This is a genomic window from Actinokineospora auranticolor, from assembly GCF_041897805.1.
Taxonomy (GTDB): Bacteria; Actinomycetota; Actinomycetes; order Mycobacteriales; family Pseudonocardiaceae; genus Actinokineospora; species Actinokineospora auranticolor.
Genome location: NZ_CP154825.1, coordinates 5323935 through 5340145, shown reverse-complemented (window position 1 = coordinate 5340145; position 16211 = coordinate 5323935). Strand labels below are relative to the sequence as shown.

Annotated in this window: 20 protein-coding genes; 8 read left to right on the top strand and 12 right to left on the bottom strand. The window is 71.7% G+C overall.

Annotated elements, in window-relative coordinates; translation table 11 throughout:
* Positions 1-15: 15 nt before the first annotated feature.
* The 3 genes from V5P93_RS23250 to V5P93_RS23240 are packed head-to-tail and all read left to right on the top strand — an operon-like array spanning position 16 to position 2170.
* On the top strand, positions 16-858 hold the full coding sequence (locus tag V5P93_RS23250) for an MEDS domain-containing protein (RefSeq protein WP_104478783.1): 843 nt from the start codon (positions 16-18) through the stop codon (positions 856-858).
* Positions 855-1802, top strand: coding sequence for a sensor histidine kinase (locus V5P93_RS23245; protein WP_181043433.1), 948 nt, complete (start codon positions 855-857; stop codon positions 1800-1802). The genes V5P93_RS23250 and V5P93_RS23245 overlap by 4 nt, the downstream gene beginning before the upstream one ends.
* Positions 1802-2170, top strand: coding sequence for an RNA-binding S4 domain-containing protein (locus V5P93_RS23240; RefSeq protein ID WP_104478785.1), 369 nt, complete (start codon positions 1802-1804; stop codon positions 2168-2170). The genes V5P93_RS23245 and V5P93_RS23240 overlap by 1 nt, the downstream gene beginning before the upstream one ends.
* Here the strand turns inward: V5P93_RS23240 and V5P93_RS23235 are convergent.
* From V5P93_RS23235 to V5P93_RS23210, 6 genes are all read right to left on the bottom strand, one after another.
* Positions 2167-2811, bottom strand: coding sequence for a hypothetical protein (locus tag V5P93_RS23235; RefSeq protein ID WP_104478786.1), 645 nt, complete (start codon positions 2809-2811; stop codon positions 2167-2169). The two genes, V5P93_RS23240 and V5P93_RS23235, sit on opposite strands and share 4 nt — an antisense overlap.
* Before the next feature lie 5 nt (positions 2812-2816).
* Entirely contained in the window at positions 2817-3371 is a 555-nt protein-coding gene (locus tag V5P93_RS23230) for a hypothetical protein (protein WP_104478787.1), read from the bottom strand.
* Between the two features lie 40 nt (positions 3372-3411).
* Positions 3412-4983, bottom strand: a complete 1572-nt coding sequence (locus tag V5P93_RS23225; RefSeq protein ID WP_104478788.1) for a WXG100 family type VII secretion target — start codon at positions 4981-4983, stop codon at positions 3412-3414.
* Positions 4980-5453, bottom strand: coding sequence for a YbaB/EbfC family nucleoid-associated protein (locus tag V5P93_RS23220; RefSeq protein ID WP_245931216.1), 474 nt, complete (start codon positions 5451-5453; stop codon positions 4980-4982). Before V5P93_RS23220 ends, V5P93_RS23225 begins: the two co-directional genes overlap by 4 nt.
* 86 nt (positions 5454-5539) lie before the next feature.
* On the bottom strand, positions 5540-6388 hold the full coding sequence (locus V5P93_RS23215; protein ID WP_245931217.1) for a HAMP domain-containing sensor histidine kinase: 849 nt from the start codon (positions 6386-6388) through the stop codon (positions 5540-5542).
* Positions 6385-7047 carry a response regulator transcription factor gene (locus V5P93_RS23210; RefSeq protein ID WP_104478789.1) on the bottom strand — a complete coding sequence of 221 codons (663 nt, stop codon included), beginning with the start codon at positions 7045-7047 and terminating at the stop codon, positions 6385-6387. The genes V5P93_RS23215 and V5P93_RS23210 overlap by 4 nt, the downstream gene beginning before the upstream one ends.
* Before the next feature lie 109 nt (positions 7048-7156).
* Here V5P93_RS23210 and V5P93_RS23205 point away from each other — a divergent pair, with 109 nt between their 5' ends.
* Positions 7157-8257: a glycosyltransferase 87 family protein gene (locus V5P93_RS23205; protein WP_181043434.1), complete on the top strand. Its 1101-nt coding sequence runs from the start codon at positions 7157-7159 to the stop codon at positions 8255-8257.
* An 8-nt stretch (positions 8258-8265) separates the two neighbouring features.
* Here the strand turns inward: V5P93_RS23205 and V5P93_RS23200 are convergent, their stop codons facing one another.
* Complete coding sequence (locus V5P93_RS23200; RefSeq protein ID WP_146107989.1) at positions 8266-8679, bottom strand: hypothetical protein; 414 nt, start codon at positions 8677-8679, stop codon at positions 8266-8268.
* Between the two features lie 14 nt (positions 8680-8693).
* On the opposite strand from V5P93_RS23200, the gene V5P93_RS23195 reads away from it, so the two are divergent.
* Together V5P93_RS23195 and V5P93_RS23190 are read left to right on the top strand one after the other, a co-directional pair.
* A complete protein-coding gene (locus tag V5P93_RS23195) occupies positions 8694-9140 on the top strand; it encodes a hypothetical protein (protein ID WP_104478792.1) in 447 nt (148 codons plus the stop codon).
* Between the two features lie 50 nt (positions 9141-9190).
* Complete coding sequence (locus V5P93_RS23190) at positions 9191-9721, top strand: hypothetical protein (RefSeq protein ID WP_104478793.1); 531 nt, start codon at positions 9191-9193, stop codon at positions 9719-9721.
* On the opposite strand, the gene V5P93_RS23185 is transcribed toward V5P93_RS23190, so the two are convergent.
* Positions 9718-10230 (bottom strand): DUF2199 domain-containing protein, encoded by a 513-nt coding sequence (locus tag V5P93_RS23185; protein WP_104478794.1) that lies wholly within the window; start codon positions 10228-10230, stop codon positions 9718-9720. The two genes, V5P93_RS23190 and V5P93_RS23185, sit on opposite strands and share 4 nt — an antisense overlap.
* A 10-nt stretch (positions 10231-10240) precedes the next feature.
* Positions 10241-10765: a CGNR zinc finger domain-containing protein gene (locus tag V5P93_RS23180; protein ID WP_104478795.1), complete on the bottom strand. Its 525-nt coding sequence runs from the start codon at positions 10763-10765 to the stop codon at positions 10241-10243.
* 141 nt (positions 10766-10906) lie between these two features.
* Between V5P93_RS23180 and V5P93_RS23175 the strand changes: the two genes are divergently transcribed.
* The gene (locus V5P93_RS23175) at positions 10907-12211 is read left to right on the top strand and encodes an MFS transporter (protein WP_104479040.1); all 1305 of its coding nucleotides are present in this window, start codon (positions 10907-10909) and stop codon (positions 12209-12211) included.
* 14 nt (positions 12212-12225) lie between these two features.
* Here V5P93_RS23175 and V5P93_RS23170 read toward each other — a convergent pair whose 3' ends face one another.
* Positions 12226-13014 (bottom strand): bifunctional 2-polyprenyl-6-hydroxyphenol methylase/3-demethylubiquinol 3-O-methyltransferase UbiG, encoded by a 789-nt coding sequence (locus V5P93_RS23170; protein WP_181043435.1) that lies wholly within the window; start codon positions 13012-13014, stop codon positions 12226-12228.
* Positions 13015-13066: 52 nt separating this feature from the next.
* On the opposite strand from V5P93_RS23170, the gene V5P93_RS23165 reads away from it, so the two are divergent.
* Positions 13067-13657 (top strand): TetR/AcrR family transcriptional regulator, encoded by a 591-nt coding sequence (locus V5P93_RS23165; protein ID WP_104478796.1) that lies wholly within the window; start codon positions 13067-13069, stop codon positions 13655-13657.
* Between the two features lie 377 nt (positions 13658-14034).
* Here the strand turns inward: V5P93_RS23165 and V5P93_RS23160 are convergent, their stop codons facing one another.
* Positions 14035-14937, bottom strand: coding sequence for an RNA polymerase sigma-70 factor (locus V5P93_RS23160; RefSeq protein ID WP_104479042.1), 903 nt, complete (start codon positions 14935-14937; stop codon positions 14035-14037).
* Positions 14934-16091, bottom strand: coding sequence for an NAD(P)/FAD-dependent oxidoreductase (locus V5P93_RS23155; RefSeq protein WP_104478797.1), 1158 nt, complete (start codon positions 16089-16091; stop codon positions 14934-14936). The genes V5P93_RS23160 and V5P93_RS23155 overlap by 4 nt, the downstream gene beginning before the upstream one ends.
* Positions 16092-16211 lie beyond the last annotated feature (120 nt).

The following is a 16211-nucleotide window of genomic DNA, read 5'->3' as shown; positions in this document are numbered from 1 at the left end:
GCGTATGGTGAGGCAGTGAAACCGACCACCGGGTTAGGCGACGTGTCCACGGGACGCGGCCGTTCCCACCTGTGCTGGTCGTTCACCGAGATCGGCGAGTTCGCCGCCAAGGCCCGCGCGTTCCTCGCCGAGGGCCTCGCCGACGGCAAACGCGTGTGCCTGATCGCGCCCGGCGGCGTCGACGAGCTGACCGACCACCTGCGCGCGCTCCCCGGTTTCGACGCGCTCCGCGAACGCGGCGCGGTGCACGTGCGGTCGCCCGACGGCATGTACGGCGCCGACGCCGTCGACCCCGTCGAGCAGGTGCGCGCCTACTCCGCCGAGACCGACGCGGCCGTCGCCGCCGGGTTCACCGGCCTGCGCGTCGCCGCCGAGGTGTCCCACCTGGTCGACACCCCGGCCCGGCTCGACGCGTTCGCCGAGTACGAGCACATCGTCGACCGCTACATGGCGGTGAGCGGCTTCGACGCCCTGTGTGCCTACGACGCGCCGCGGCTGGGTGCCGCCGCCGTCGAGCGACTCGCCGCGCTGCACCCGCGCGGCAACGTCGACACCGTCCCGTTCCACCTGCACGGCTGGGGCGACGGGGGCGCGGTCGTCCTCGACGGGGACGTCGACCTGGCCGCCCACGACCTGTTCCCGTGGGCGCTCGACCGCGCCGCCGCGCACTGGGGACCAGGCGAGGTCGTGATCGACGCCCGTGGCCTGGAGTTCATCGACCACCACGGGCTGCTGCGGCTGGCGGAGCTGGCGGGTCGTCGGGGGCTGACGATCGTGCTGCGCACCAGCCGGTTCAGCCCGGCCCGGGTCGTCGAGGCACTGCGCCTCGACGGGGTTCGCGTGGAGCGGGCGGCGTGAGCGCGGACGTCGACTCGATCAAGCGCGGCTACGACCACGCCGCACTCTGCTACGCCACCGACCGCGAACTGGTCGACGCGGCGACGGCGTTCCTGACCGACGGCCTCGACGGCGGCGAGGCCCTGGTCGTCGCGCTGGACCGGCCCCGGGCCGACCTGGTCCTCGCCGCGCTGGCCGACCCCGGCGCGGTGACCGTGCTCGCGACCGGCGACCTGCACTGGCGGCCTGCCGTCGTCATCAAGTCCTACGGCGACCTCTACACCCGGCTCCTCGACGGTGGCGCCCGCGCCGTGCGGCTGCTGGGCGAGATCCCCGACCGGGCGCTGACCACCGCGTGGGACGTCTGGGGCCGCTACGAGTCGGCGGTCAACTACGCGTGGGACCGGTTCCCGCTGCGCAGCATGTGCGCCTACGACACCCGCACCACGTCGTCGTGGGTCCTCGACGACGTCGCCAAGACGCACTCCCTGGTGGTGAGCGCCGAAGGGGTGCCGGTCCGCAACTCCCGGTATGTGGAACCGCCGCTGTTCCTGTCGAGCCCGCGCCCGATGGTGCCGTACCCGATCCAGGACACCCCGCCCGTCGTCGACCTGGTCGTGACCACGCCCGGGGCCGCGCGCTCCGCCGTGCGGACCGCGAACCGCGACAGCCTCGCCCCGCGCGAACTCGACGACGTGGTCATGTCGGTCAGCGAGGTCGTCACCAACGCCATCAAGTACGGCACCCCGCCCATCCGGATCCGGGTCTGGACCGCCGCCGACCACATGACCGTCACCGTCCACGACCGCGGCCCCGGCCCGGCGGACCCCTTCGCCGGGCTGCTCCCCGCCCCGCGCCCCGAAGGGGGCGGCTACGGGCTGTGGCTGGCGCACCAGCTCTGCCACCACGTGACGTTCGCCGGTGACAGCACGGGTTTCACCGTCCGCCTCACGATGGGCCCGTGATGGAGTCCACCCGCGTCGACCGGTGGCTGTGGGCGGTCCGGCTGATGAAGACCCGCCCCGACGCCGCCGCGGCCTGCCGCGCGGGCCACGTCAAGGTCAACGACCGCCCCGCCAAGCCCGCCACGGTCGTCGTCCCGGGCGACGAGATCCGCGTCCGCGTCAACGGCACGACCCGTGTCGTGGAGGTGACCCGCACCATCCAAAAACGCGTCGGCGCCCCCGAAGCCAGCCTGTGCCTCATAGACCGCACCCCCGCCCCACCCCCGGACGCCCCCGCCCCCGTCGCCACCCGCTCCCGAGGCACCGGCCGCCCCACCAAACGCGAACGCCGCGTCCTGGACCGCTTCCGCCAGGGCGGACCGGACTAGCCCGCGAGGTGGTCGTGGTTCCCCGCCCTGGCCGACAGGCGGGAGCCGTCCGCGAAGCGCACGCGGACCAGCCAGGTGAACGGCGCGCCCCGGCCCACGAGGGCGGTGTCCCACTGCGGCACGCGATCGGTCTCCCAGAACGAGATCACCGCGTCGTCGACGCGCCACTCGGCGGTGGTGTCGAGCCAGTTGTCGAAAGCCTTCGCGGCCCGGCCGAGCAGCCCCGGCTTCTTGGGCGCCGAGCCCTTGCGGCGCAGCTGTTCCGTGACGAGGAGCCGCTCGGGGAACAGCACCGCCACCCTGCGGTCGGTGATCGCGAGGCCGACCTGACCGTTCCCCGCCGCCAGATAGCCCGCAGCCACGACAGCGTCATGCCCGGCGGTCGGCGCCTCCGCGAACCAAGCGAGACTCGGCTCGTCCACCCACTCGTCGTCGGGGAGGCGCACCGCGAAGTCCGACAGCTCGGGCCAGTCGTCCTTGATCGGCACCAGCTCCGGCACGTCGTCCGCGGGCGGGTGCGGGAACCGGGGTTGTCCACCGATGCGCGAGGCGATGTTGCCTTCGCGGGGGCCGAGCAGCACCAGCAGTCGTTCACCGGGCGCGCACCACTGGCTCGCGACGGTCTCTTCGTACAGGGGCATGCGGGTTACCGATCGTGGGTGAGGTCGAGGAGTCGTTGGTAGACGCGCGCGTCCCCGGTCAACCCGAAGCGGAAGTCGAGGCCGGACCCATCGGTGAGGGTCATGCGCAGCGATGGTTTGGTCTTGCGCATCCCCGCCGGAGTTTCCGCGATCCCGAAGTCCCGGATCTCCGCCCGGCCGATCACGAACAGCGGTGTGAGCCGAGCGAGAGTCGTCTTGGGCCGTACGCGCGCACTCGGCACGAACAGCTCCTTCACGGACTGCGCGATGTCCCCCACGCTGGTGTGGCCGAAGTCGTACCGCGCCGCGTGCAGCCCGGTGTCGGTGAGCACCCACAGGGTGAGCGCTTCCACGGCGATGAGCGGCTCGAAGTACCGCCACGCCGCGCACCGCTTCTTCTTGCCGTGCAGGATCAGGCTGGCCTCCTTCGTGGGGCCATCCTCCTCCCGCCGTGCCTTCGCGTCGTACCCGGCGAGCCCGATCTCGCCCGCCCACCGCAGGCGCTCGCCGGGCAGCCACTCCCGCGCGTGGGCCACGGGCCCCGCGGTCTCGCTGATCATCGCCCAGTCACCTCTCCATGCCCCCAACCACGGGAACGCCTCAGTCGACCGCGAACCCGCGCTTCTCGACCGCTGCGCGCTCCTCGTCCGACGATGGATCTTGAGCGTGCTCGTCGATCTGCTTCAGACCCCATTCCACGACCGCGCCCGGCACATTCTCCAGGGTGCCGCGCACGACCACGCGGCCGATGTCGGTGGTGCCGCTGAGACCCGCGAAACCCAGTCCGGTCCTGACCACCCGCTGGGCCAAGGCCTGTTCACCGGCCAGGTCCACGAGATCGCTCGGTCGCGCATGGTCGGGCAGGGGTGGATCGTTCGGGCGGATCGGTTTCCTGGGGACTTTGCTGCCGATGAAGTTGTTCGGGCTCGTGGTGGCGTACTTCGAGACGCCTTTCACCGCTTCGTCCACGTCGCCGGTGTGGTGACGGGTCATGCCCGCCACCGGGTTCAGGTTGTCGAGTCCCCGGCCGATGGGTTTGCCGATCAGCGGTATGTTGTCGATCCGGTCGGCCTTGCTGACAGCGCCCTCGACGATCTTGTTCTGGCGGACCCGCCTGAGCACCTTCTCCAGGTTGGTGATCAGCGGCTTCAGCCGGTGCATCAGGGTCGCGACTTTCGTGCCGAGGCGACTGGTGGTGATGGCGACCTGCGAGGCGGTCAGCCCGGTCGCCGCCACGGTCGAGGCGCCCGCGGTGATCCACGAGGCGGCCAGGGCGGCCAGCCACTCGATGATCAGGCCGATCACGAACTCCTGGATGATGTCCACGACCACTTGGACGAACGTGTCGAAGATGTCGGCGGCCGTCTCCAGGATGCCTTGGAGTTCCCCGACGTCGCCGCCCAGCGCACGGGCGCCCTCGGCGAACTCCGCCATCTCCACCCGGAACGCGTCGCCCGCCTCGCCCTGCCAGCCCGTCTCGGTCGCGCGCGCCCGGTCGCTCTCGTGGTCGGCGACCTTGTCGAGCCACTCGCCGACCTTCTCCCAGCCCTTGGCGGTGCTGCGCATCTGCTCCGGGTCACCGACGGCCGGTTCCAACACGAAGTTGACCAGCGGGCTGATCGCCAGCGACACCAGGAAACCCAGTCCGTTGTCCACCAGCGCCTTGCCGGGGCTCGCGATGATGCTCAGCTGCTCCATCCGCGCGTTGAACACCGCGAACGCGCCCTGGGCGGGCTCGTCCACACCCGTGTCGGCGACCTTGTCATAACTGTCAACAGTGGACATACCGTACTTGGCGACCTGGTGGAAGTCGCTGTCCCGCTCGTCGTTGCCCGCGCCGTTCAGGTCGCCCAGGGAACCGACGCCCTTGCCCGCCGAGGTCAGCCCGGTGGCGTTGTCGGCGTCGGTCGCGCCGTACGCCTTCGCGGTCGCGTCGAGGGCGTCGGCGATCTCCGCCAGGTACGACGACGCCTTGCCCGCCGTGGTCTGGCACTCCTCCAGCGCGGTGAAGTAGCACTGCGCGGCCACCCGCCCCAAGGGGCCGAAGCACTCGTCGTGCATGCGGGCCTGTTCGAGGAGCCTGGCCAGGCCGGTGAAGTTGTCCGCCTGGGCGCGTGATCCCTTGGCGTGGGCGAGGAGCAGCCCACCGTCGACGTCCAGGGCGCCGGTCATCGCCGTCCTTTGTAGATGCTCTCGTCGGGGAACTCGTCGTCGTCGGGCCGGGTCGGCGCCGCGGGTCGGCGCGGCGGGTCGATGGGCAGGCTGGACGCAGGCGGGGGAGCGGTCGGGCCCAGCGGTTCGACAGCGGGGGAGTGCGCGCGGAACGCGGCCTGGAACTGCTCGTACCGAGCCTCGCCGACGACCGGGCGGACCGTCTCCGCCATCCGCGCCGCCGCCTCGTGCTGCGCGGCCCGGATGGTCGCCAGGATCTCCTGCGTGAGCTGCGTGTGCGACCGGTTCATCGCGGCGGGCGACAGCTGCAACCCCAGCACCGCCCCCGACGGCGCGACAGTGACCGCCACCGACCCGTCGGGGTTGCGCGCGCTGCCCTTGAGCCGCGCGATGCTCTCGCGCAGCCCGGACACCCGCGCCGCCTGCTCCTCGAACCGCCGCATCGACTCGGCGTACTTGCCCTCATCCACCGCGAACCTCCCAGCCGGTCTTGGATGGTAGGGGTCCGTTCAGCGGGACAAGGGCGGGTTCCGGTCAGTGTGGCGTGCGCCCCAGATCACCTTGTGTGCCCGGTCACCTCGGCCGACGGCAGCGTCACGTCGACGCGGAGTCCGCCCTGTGTGCCAGGTTCGGCCGACACGCCGCCGTCGTGGGCGGCGACGATGGAGCGGACGATCGACAGGCCCAGGCCCGCGCCGTCGCGGTGGTTGACGCGGTCGCCCGTCAGGCGTCGGAACGGTTCGAACAGCGACGACACCGCCTCGGCGGGGACCACCTGCCCGCTGTTGCGCACCGACAGCACGGGGTGCCCGGCCACGACGACCTCCACCCAACCCCCCGGCGCGTTGTACTTGATCGCGTTGTGCAGCAGGTTGCCGATCAGCCGCTCCAGCAGGACCGGGTCGCCCGCGACCGTTCGCGCCACGACGTCCCGGCGCAGGGCCACGCCCTGCACCGCCAGCGGGGTGCGCAGCTCGTGCGAGGCGTTGGACGCGAACCGCCGCTGGCTCTCGAAGCTGATCACCATGCGGTCGAGCATCCCGTCGACCGCGTCGGCCAGCGCCCGCAGGTCGTCGCGGGTGCCGCCGCGGCGGATGCGCTGGCCCAGGTTCTGCGGGCCGAGCTGCCGCACGGTCCACGCCATCGCGCGCAGCGGCGCCAGCGACCGGGTCGCCGCGTACCGGGCCAACCCGACGGCGGCGACCGGCAGCGCGACCATCTCCAGCACCCACAGGACGTTCTGCAGGGTGTTGAGCTGGTCACACCCGTAGTACAGGCACTCGCCGACGAGCGAGGTGTAGCCGTCGCGGAACTGCCCGAACGTGGCCCTGCCCAGCAGCACCCCGACGACGACCATCGCGGCGTTCGTCACGGTCAACCGCGCGCGCAGGGAGAGCGGCGTCACGAACCGAGCCGGTACCCGACGCCGGGCACGGTGTGGATCACGGCCGGCTCGCCCAGCTCGCGGCGCAGCGTCATCACCGTCACCCGCACCGTGTTGGTGAACGGGCCCGTGTGCTCGTCCCATGCCTTCTCCAGCAGCTCCTCGGCGCTGACCACGGTTCCGGCCTCGGCGCGCAGGAGCACTCTAAGCACCGCGAACTCCTTGGGCGACAGCGCCAGCGGCCTGCCCTCGCGGGTCGCGTGCCTGCGGGCCGGGTCCAGCTCGATCCCGGCGCGGTCGAGCACCGGCGGCAGCGCGCGGTGCGCGCGCCTGCTCAGCGCCTCGACCCGCGCGACCAGCTCGGCGAACGCGAACGGCTTGGTGAGGTAGTCGTCGGCGCCGATGCCCAGGCCGCCGACCCGCTCCCGGATGCTCGCGGCGGCGGTGAGCATCAGCACCCTGGTCTCCCCGCCCGCCGCCACCACGCGCCTGCACACCTCGTCGCCGTGCACCTTCGGCAGGTCGCGGTCGAGGACGACCACGTCGTAGCGGTGCACGGCCACCCGCTCCAGCGCCGCGTCGCCATCGTGGCAGACGTCGACGGCCATGTGCATGTGCCGCAGCCCCTCGGCGATGGCCGCGGCCAGCAGTTCCTCGTCCTCGACGACCAGTACGCGCACGTCACACCCCGTCCCCCGGATCGAGCGGTGGTCTACCGCAGCCGTGATAAAAACCGGATAAAGGTGGTTCTTACCCACGCCTCTCACCCGATTCGGTATGAATATCCGCATGCGAGCTCTGGCCGTTTCGGCTGCCCTGCTCACAGGGGCGTGGATAGTTTTCCTGGCACGGCAGTACCACCTGGATCTGGACGTCTACCGGATCGGGGTGAACGTCTGGCTCTCCGGCGGTGATATCTACGGGACGCTGCCACCGACGTTGGCCGGGATCACACTGCCCTTCATCTACCCGCCGATCTCGGCGGTGGCCATGGTCCCGCTCACGGCGATCCCCTTCCCGGCGGCCAGCGCGGTGCTCGTGTTCCTGTCCGTGGTGTGCGCGGGCATCACCCTGGCTGTGACGTTGACCTCGGTGAAACTGTCCAAGAACTGGCTGGTGGTCATCCCGCTGGTGCTGTTGCTGGAGCCGTTCCGCGCCACGCTGGACTACGGCCAGGTCAACATCGTGCTGATGGTGCTGGTCGCGGTCGACTGCCTGGCGCCCACCACGCGGTGGCCGCGCGGTCTGCTGGTCGGCTTAGCCGCGGCGCTGAAACTGACCCCTGCCGCGTTTGTCCTTTTCTTCCTGCTTCGCCGTGACTGGAAATCGCTGGTCACCGCGGGCGTTTCGTTCGCCGCCGCCACCGCGATCGGGTTCGTGGCCGCCTGGGACGAATCCGTGCGGTTCTGGACGACCGAGGTCTTCGCGACCGGCGACAAAGTCGGCGTCGGGTACATATCGAACCAATCCATCCTGGGCGTGCTCACCCGTGCGGACGCGACCTGGCTGTGGCCGCTGCTCGCGGTCGGCGTCCTCGCGCTCACCATCCCCGCCATGCGCCGCTCGGCGCCCGCCACCGCGTTCTCGCTCAACGCGCTGGCCATGCTGCTGGTCTCGCCGATCTCGTGGTCGCACCACTGGGTCTGGTGCCTGCCCGTGATCGTCGCCTTCGCCGCGCAGGGCCACCGGGTGCTCGCCGGGATCGGGCTGGGGGTGTTCGTGCTCGCGCCGCACTGGTGGGGTGTCCCGGTGCTGGAGAACGGCTTCTTCGCCTTCGCCATCGCCAGCCTGGCGGTACCGGTCGTCGCGCCGCTGCTCACCCGCCGCGAAGACAAGGTTCCGGACCTGCCGCCCGCGGCCCAGCCCGCCCCGGTCCCCGCGAGTCCGTAGCGACCCCGTTACGCCCCCGCCCGTGCCGGCGATTGATCGTCGGCACGGGCGATGAGGAGGACGGCAGTGGTGGGTGCGGTGATCGGGCACGGGACGGCGACGATGAGGGTGCCGAAGGGCCTGGAGGTGCGCTTCTTCACCGACGAGGGGTCGCCGCTGCTGATCGTCAACCTGCTGGAACTGCTCAAGCGCGACAACCCGCGGGTCCCCATGCACGTCTTCAAGGCGGGGACCCCGTGCCGAACTACCGGTACGAACCGTTCAAGCCGCACGAACTGCGCGCGGTCGCCGAGTTCGACCAGCTCGACGTGCCGCACACCACGGTCGGCACCCCGGCCCACCCGAACACGGTCCGGCTCTGCGCCGACCCCGAGAAGTGCGCCAAGGCGGGCGAGCACAAGTGCGCGGGTGTCTTCGGTCACGCGAACCGCGAGAAGTGGACGACGACGAACTCCGCGAGTGGGCGGACTGCCTCGACCTGCGCACCCGGATCACCGCCGACCCCACCGCGGTGGGGTCCGCCCCCGCCGCCGTCAGGTTCCGCCTGCTCCGCGACTACCCCCAACACCGCCACCTGGTCCAGGCGAAGCCGGCGCTGACCGAGCAGGAGGGCCAGCGGATCCGGGCCTTCGCCGAGTCCCCGTTCCAGACCAAGGTCGGCGACTGGCTGGACCTGCCGCTGGAGGACCAGGCCCGCTGGATGACCACCCCGGTCATCGCCTCGTGGGCGGCTGCCTTCCGGGCCTTGGAGCTGTTCGACTTCAACCTCCGCGGCGACCGCCTGATGGCCCTCCTCCGGCGTCTGGACCCGAAGGCGCGTGAGTTCGCGTTGGAGGAGCAGAGCCTGGCCGACTACCTGACCGCCAATTCCCTCCGGATCTGACCCACCCGGTGGCACACTCTCCGTGGTTGTGTCAGGGGGACAGGTCAGGTATGTGGAAAATCGTAGGATTCGACGACTCGGACAAGCTCGTCTTCGACTACTACCTCGACGGCATGTCGCCCGCGGAGTTCGCGCGGGTGCTGGGGTTCGACGAACGGACCTACTACGACGGGTACGAGTACGAGCTGACCGAGCCGATGAAGGTCGAGCTGGCGCGGCGGTTGGGCCTGGAGTTCGATCCCGCCGTGGAGTACTTCGCCGGGGAACGGGCCGAGTTCGACGGGCAGCGAAGCCACGGCCTGGCCCACTTCGCGGACACGATCCTGCCGCTGCGGTCGGCGGACGGGAACCGGCTGACCTTCACCGTGACCGACGACGACCTCGAGGACGACGAGATCGCCTTGCTGATCTCCGCGCACACCCGCTACCCGCCGAAGGTCGCCAACGCCGATTTCACGGAGATCGAGCCGGACGCCACCCACCTCGCCATCGCCCGCGACGCGACCGCCGTCCTGCGCTCCCACGACGGCAACCTGCTCCTGCTCCACCGCCCCCACGCGACGCTGGTCCTCCGCGACTAGCCCTTCGGGTGCAGCAGCTGCTCGGCGATCTCGCGGACCCGGCTCAGCGGGATGCCGTCGCGCTGTTCCACGGCCAGCGGGTGGTCGGTCGGCTCCAGCTCCACCAGCGGGCGGACACCGAGGGGCTGGCTGTGCACGCGGGTCTTGAGGTTCAGCGTCGTCGGCTCGTAGAGGGGGACCTCGGTGGAGAGCCAGCCGAAGTAGGCGGGTTCGTCGACGCGGGCCGGGTCTTCCCAGAGGTCGGTGGCCCGGCGGAAGTTGGCCTCGCTCAGCGAGACCCAGACGCCCCACTCGAAGGGGTCCTCGGCGTCGACCACCGGCAGCACGATCCGGGCGCGGATGAAGAAGTTCTCCCCGTCGATGACGCACAGCTCGTCGCTGAGCCCGGTGTTGGGCCTGCCCTCCATGTCCGGCTCCCAGAACGCGGGCGCGGGCGCGGAGTAGGCCAGCGGCAGCTCGTCGTGGCGCACTCCGCAGGAGGAGCAGAAGAAACCGGGTTCGTCCGTCACGGGCGTCAGCCTAGATGCTCCCGACCCGGGGGCTCAGCGCGCGGTGGCGCCGGGCCTTGGCGCGGTTGCCGCACACCCGCATGGAGCACCAGCGGCGACTGGTGTTGCGCGACGAGTCCCAGTACAGCCAGCCGCACTCCCGCGCGTCGCAGCGCTTGACCCGCGCCGCCTCGCCGGTGATCAGGACGGTGGCCAGGTCCGCGGCGAGCCGGGCCAGCGCCGCGCGGACCGGCGGCGGGTTCCCGTGCGGCACCAGCACTCCCGGTGCCGTCGAGGCGCGCAGCGGCAGATCGCGCAGCGCGCCCTCCAGGCCCGCCGTGCCCCCGCCGCCCGCCAGTTCCCGGATCCCGGCCCGCAACCGCAGCGCCGTGGCGTGATCGCGCGGGTGCGCCGCGTGCGGTTCGCGCAGCAGCCCGGACTCCAGCAGCCACCGGCCGAGCGCGGCCGGGGTGGTCAGGGCGTCGGCGCCGGTCTCCAGGTCGAGGGTGTTGGCGAACTCGAGCAGGGCCGTGGCGGGCGCGGGCGGTTCGGTCACCGAGTTGCCTCCCGTCGAGATAACCGGTAAAACTTAAACATAGGTTACGCGCGGCCGGACGAGTGAGCAACGCCTACGCTCCGAACCGATGCTCTTCACCGGTTATCCACGAGGACTGGCGACTCAAGGGAACTGATGACGATGACCGAGCAGGTGACCGAGCCCGCGACCCGGGCCCAGCCGACCCCGGCGGCGGATCCCAGCGCCCGCAACACCGTCGTGCTGGTGTCCTTCACCGCCGTCACCAACCTCGCCGACGGCGTCACGAAGATCGCGCTACCGCTGCTGGCCACCCGGCTGACCTCGTCGCCCGCCGCGGTCGCCGCGGTGTCGCTGACACTCACGCTGCCCTGGCTGCTGACCGCCCTGCACGTCGGCGTGCTCGTCGACCGCGTCGACCGACGCCGCCTGCTCTGGCTGGCCAACGCCCTGCGCCTGCTGGTCCTCGGCGGCCTGCTCGGCGCCTACGCCGCCGACGCGGTCACCCTGCCCCTGCTCTACGCGGGCGGCGCGGTACTCGGCGTGGCGGAGGTCATCGCCCTCACCTCGGCGATGGCCCTGACCCCGGCCGCCGTCGGCCCGCGCTGGCGCGAACGCGCCAACGCCTGGGTGACCGGCGCCGAGACGGTCTGCAACGAGTTCTGCGGCCCCTTCGTCGGTGGCCTGCTGGTCAGCATCGGCACCGCCGCCGCGCTCGGCACCACCGCCGTCGGCTACGCCGTGTCCACGGTGATCCTCGTCCTGCTCGTCGGCACCTTCCGCGTCCGCCGCGCCGAGCAGCCAGAGCGGGTCCAGGACAAGCAGAGCGTCAGCGCCCAGATCCGCGACGGCCTCCGGTACCTCTGGCGGGAGCGCCTGCTGCGCCTGATGGCGCTCGTGCTCACCGTCCTCTGCCTCTGCTGGGGCGCCTGGCTGGCGATCATGCCGCTGATGGCGACCTCGGTCATGCGCCTGAGCCCCGGCGAGTACGGCGTGGTGCTCAGCGCGCTCGGCATCGGCGGCCTGGTCGGCGCCGTCACCGTCACCTCCGTCAACCGGCTCATCGGCCGCCGCTGGGCGCTGTTCGCCGACCTGGTCGGCACCCTCGCGATGGTCGCGGCCCCCGCCTTGACCACCAACGCCTGGCTGATCGCGGTCGGCGCCTTCCTCGGCGGCATGGGCGGCACGCTGTGGGCGGTCAACGCCCGCACCATCGCCCAGTACCTGGTCCCGGCCGAGCTGATGGGCCGCTACAGCGCGGTGGCCCGGCTGTTCAGCTGGGGCGCCATGCCCATCGGCGCGGGCTTGGTGGGCGTGCTCGCCGAGTGGTTCGGGATCCAGACGGCGTTCCTGTTCTTCGCCATCGCCGTCGTCGCGATCGTCATCCCGTTCCTGCGTACCGTGACCCCGGAGGTCATGGACCGCGTCGAGCGTGCGAAGCGGCGGCAGCTGGCGGAAACCGACTGACCACTTGGGACAGTCTATCGGTTGCGGGCGGCGGTGATGGCGACCGTGGTGTAGTGCATGGTGAAACGGCCGCCCAGCTTGTCGATGGCGGTGCCCACGTCGTCGAGGATCTCGGCGAGGGCGTCCGGTGGGAGCTGGGTCATCGCGCCGGTGGTGGGGAGTTGGTCGAGCCATTCGTCGCGGGTGTAGGGGTGTTCCCAGGTGACGTGCCACGTTTCGGGGGTGGCGAAGGCGTTGGTGTGGTGGAGGCCGTCAGCGGTCTTGTCGAAGATGGGGCGGTAGCGGTCTTCGCGGGGTGTCTTCGCGATGGCGTCGAAGTCGATGGGGGAGTCGGGGACGACGCGGCGGTAGGCGGTAGCGAGTGCTCGGCTGATGTTCTCGGGTGGGTCGAAGACGTGCCAGAAGGCGGCGAAGAGACCGGTGGGGCGTAAGGCTTGCGCGGCTTTGGCGGCACCCGCGGTCGGGTCGACCCAGTGCCAGGACTGGGCAGCGGTCATGGCGTCGAACCGGCGGTCCGCCGGGTCCCAGTCCTCGATGGTCGAGACCTCGACCGGGAGGTGGCGGCGGGCGATCTCGGCCATGCGCCGGTCGGGTTCGACGCCGAGGACCGTGCAGCCCCGGGCCTGGAACTGGCGGGCCGCGATGCCGGTGCCGCAGCCGACGTCGACGACCGCACGGCCGGGGCTCGCCTCGACGATCCGGGTGATGAGGGCGTCGGGGTAGGCGGGGCGGGCGCGGTCGTAGCGGTCGGCGTCGGTGCCGAAGGACTCGGCCATGGCGCGGTGCCGGTGCGGAGTGGGCATGTGCCCACTCTAGTGGGCGGTCGCCCACTGGGCCAGGTGCGAGAATGGCGGCATGCCGACAGGGGTGGCCATCCGCGAGGTGCGCAGGCAGCTGTTCGACGCCGCCGAGCGGGTCCTGCTGCGCGCCGGGCCGAGCGGGCTGACCAGCAGGGCGGTGACGGAGGAGGCGGGGTGCGCCAAGGGGGTGCTGCACCGGCACTTCGCGGACTTCGACGCCTTCCTCGCCGACCTGGTGCTGGACCGCGTCAACCGGGTCGACGCCCGCGCGGCCGCGCTGCGGGAGGCCGTGGGGACGGGCGACGTGGTGGACAACCTGACCGACGCCCTGACCGCCCTGTTCGAGTCGGTGGCGGTCGCGATGGTCGCCCTGATCACGTTCCGTGACGAGCTCCGGGCCCGGCTGCGGGACGCGTGGCCCGCGGGGGTGCCGGTGCTGACGGAGGGCGCGATCATGGTGTCCCGCTACCTCGCCGCGGAGCGGGAGCGGGGACGGGTGTCGGGGCGGGCCGATGTGGAGGTGCTGGGCGCGACGCTGATCGGCGCCGCCCACCTCCTGTACGCCGACCGCCTCGGTGTCGCCCCCACCCCGGAGGATGTCCGCCGCATGGTCGCGACGGTCGTCGCTGGGGCTTTGGTGGCCTGACACACCTTTTCGGGGAAGTCGCGCGGTCGGTCTTGCGCCCTTGGCAGAGGGGCGTCTGTCGCGTGGCCGCTGGAGTCCGAACGGTCCGAACGGGTTCGTCGGAGGTCTCGCGCTCTTCGGCGCCACCCGCTTGCGGGCCGTTCGCCCGCGGTGGCGTTTCCGGCGCGTGATCAACATACGCCTCCGGCCCCGGTATCCATTCTACCGGCGGGGGCCGACAGCTCCGGCCGAAGACGATCAAGCCTGTGGACAACTCGGGCTTGGGTAGGGGCGGTGGGGTTTGGGGCGGTGGTGGCCGGGTTGGGCGGGCGGTGTGCCGGTGCGCGGCTGGTGAGGTGTGGGTCGGCCTGGTTGGGGCCGGGTGTGTTGGCGCGTGGCTAGTGGGGTGTGGGGTCGGGTCCGATGTGGAGGATGAGGCCCGAGGTGACGGCTCGGAGTTTCTCGGGGTTGGCGATGTTGTGGATGGCCGTGACCCGGCCGTGCGCGTCCAGGTCCAGGCTGAGGGTGGCCAGCACGCGGCCCGGGGCGGTGAAGACGATGGTGGGGGTGCCGTTGAGCTCGGTGATCTCGGCGCTCATGTCCGCCGGGTCCACGCCCTCGTACGGCCGTGTCGCGATGCCCGCGAACCAGGTGGCGACGCGGTCGGCGCCGGTGATGGGGCGCAGGGCCTGGCGGACCTTGCCGCCCCCGTCCGTCCACAGTGTCACGTCCGGGGCGAGCAGGGTCATCAGGGTGTTGATGTCGCCGCCGGAGGCCGCGGCGAAGAAGCGTTCGGTCACCTGGCGTTGGCGGGCTTGGTCGGCGGGGAAGCGGGGGCGGCGGGAACGGACGTGGTCGCGGGCTCGGTGGGCGGCTTGGCGGACCGTGTCCTCCGAGCGGTCGACGGCCGTGCCGATCTCGCCGTAGCTGAAGCCGAAGGCCTCCTTGAGCACGAACACCGCGCGCTCCAGGGGGCTCAGGGACTCCAGGACCACCAGGAGGGCCAGCGACACCGAGTCGGCGTCGGCGGTGTCCGCGGTGTCGGTGCGCACCGGTTCCGGCAGCCACGGGCCGACGTACGTCTCGCGGCGGGCCTGGGCCGCGCGCAGGCGGTCGATGGCCACCGTGGTCACGATCCGCACCAGGTACGCCTTGGGGGCGGCCACCCGGGACCGGTCGGCGGACGACCACTTCACCCACGCGTCCTGCACCGCGTCCTCGGCGTCGGCCGCCGAACCGAGGACGCGGTAGGCCACCGAGAACAACAGGTTCCGGTGCTCGGCGAAGACCCGCTCGCTCATCGCGTGTACCGGCCGCCGCGGCGCCACCCGAGGGTGCCCAGGACCGGGAAACGCGACATCCGCCCGAACGACGCCCACCCGCCCGCACTCACCGTTTCCTTGTACCACACCGCCCGTCGCCCGGTCAGGTGCGACCGCTTCGGCGAGTTGTCCGGACGGGTGAACTGCACGACTGCGTCACCGCGGCCCAGGCTCACCGGGCAGTGCAGGTAGCCGAACCGGAACGCCTTGGGCCGCTTGCCTTCCAGCTCGCGCACGATCGATATCGCCGCGTGCACGCCGGTCGGCATGCCGCTCTGGCACGTGCCGGTCAGCGTCCCGTACCCCTGCCGGACCGCCGCGGCGTCGCCGACCACGTACACGTCCGGGTGCGACACCGAGCGCAACGACTCGTCCGTGACGACGCGGCCCCGCTCGTCCACCGCCAGCCCGGCCTCGGCGGCCAGCGGTGACACGCGCACACCGCTGGTCCACAGCACGACGTCCGCGGGCACGGCGTCGTCGTCCAGCACCACCGAGTCGGGCAGCACCTTGACGATCTCCACCCCCGACCGCACCCGCACCCCGAGCCGGGCCAGCGCCGCGTCCACGTACGCCTTGGCCTTGGGGGCCAGGCCCACCCCCGGCTCCGCGCGCCCCAGCAGCACGACGTCGAGCCCCGGGTGCGCCTCGGCGATCTCGGCGGCGGCCTCCACCCCGGTCAACCCGCCGCCGCACACCGCGACCGTCCCGGTGCCCAGCGTCGCTAGCCGCCGCGCGAGGGCCTCGGCGTCGTGCGCGCTGTCGAACGTGTGCGCGTGGTCGGCGGCACCCGGCACCGCGCCCGTGTCGCTGACACCACCCAGCGCGTAGACGAGGGTGTCGTAGTGCAGGACACGCTCGTCGTCGATCCGGACCGTGCGCGCCGCGGCGTCGACAGCGGTGACCCAGCCGTAGACCAGCGTGATCCCGTTGTCCCCCAACACATCCGCGATCCGCAGGTCCGCCAATTCCTGTCCGGCCGCCGCCTGGTGCAGCCGCAACCGTTCGGTGAACCGCGCGGTCGCGTTGACCACGGTGATCTCCACGTCCGCGCGCCGCCTGGTCCGCCCGGCCAGGTTGACCGCCGCCGCCATCCCCGCGTAACCCGCCCCCAGAACCACGATCTTGTGCATTGCCCCCTCCTTTTCCTCGATGACTGCCGACCACGAGACGGGTGCGCGGCAGCCGACCGTGAAATGCGGTGACCGGCATCACAAGTCAGGGGGTAACAGCCACCACCGGACGGCAGCGGC

Excerpts from the sequence above, each read along its gene's own strand:
- V5P93_RS23230 (WP_104478787.1), bottom strand. The coding sequence starts at position 3,371 with ATGATCAGCGAGACCGCGGGGCCCGTGGCCCACGCGCGGGAGTGGCTG.
- V5P93_RS23165 (WP_104478796.1), top strand. The coding sequence starts at position 13,067 with ATGCCGACAGGGGTGGCCATCCGCGAGGTGCGCAGGCAGCTGTTCGAC.
- V5P93_RS23160 (WP_104479042.1), bottom strand. The coding sequence starts at position 14,937 with ATGAGCGAGCGGGTCTTCGCCGAGCACCGGAACCTGTTGTTCTCGGTG.
- V5P93_RS23155 (WP_104478797.1), bottom strand. The coding sequence starts at position 16,091 with ATGCACAAGATCGTGGTTCTGGGGGCGGGTTACGCGGGGATGGCGGCG.
- V5P93_RS23190 (WP_104478793.1), top strand. The coding sequence starts at position 9,191 with ATGTGGAAAATCGTAGGATTCGACGACTCGGACAAGCTCGTCTTCGAC.
- V5P93_RS23170 (WP_181043435.1), bottom strand. The coding sequence starts at position 13,014 with ATGCCCACTCCGCACCGGCACCGCGCCATGGCCGAGTCCTTCGGCACC.
- V5P93_RS23175 (WP_104479040.1), top strand. The coding sequence starts at position 10,907 with ATGACCGAGCAGGTGACCGAGCCCGCGACCCGGGCCCAGCCGACCCCG.
- V5P93_RS23205 (WP_181043434.1), top strand. The coding sequence starts at position 7,157 with ATGCGAGCTCTGGCCGTTTCGGCTGCCCTGCTCACAGGGGCGTGGATA.
- V5P93_RS23240 (WP_104478785.1), top strand. The coding sequence starts at position 1,802 with ATGGAGTCCACCCGCGTCGACCGGTGGCTGTGGGCGGTCCGGCTGATG.
- V5P93_RS23235 (WP_104478786.1), bottom strand. The coding sequence starts at position 2,811 with ATGCCCCTGTACGAAGAGACCGTCGCGAGCCAGTGGTGCGCGCCCGGT.
- V5P93_RS23225 (WP_104478788.1), bottom strand. The coding sequence starts at position 4,983 with ATGACCGGCGCCCTGGACGTCGACGGTGGGCTGCTCCTCGCCCACGCC.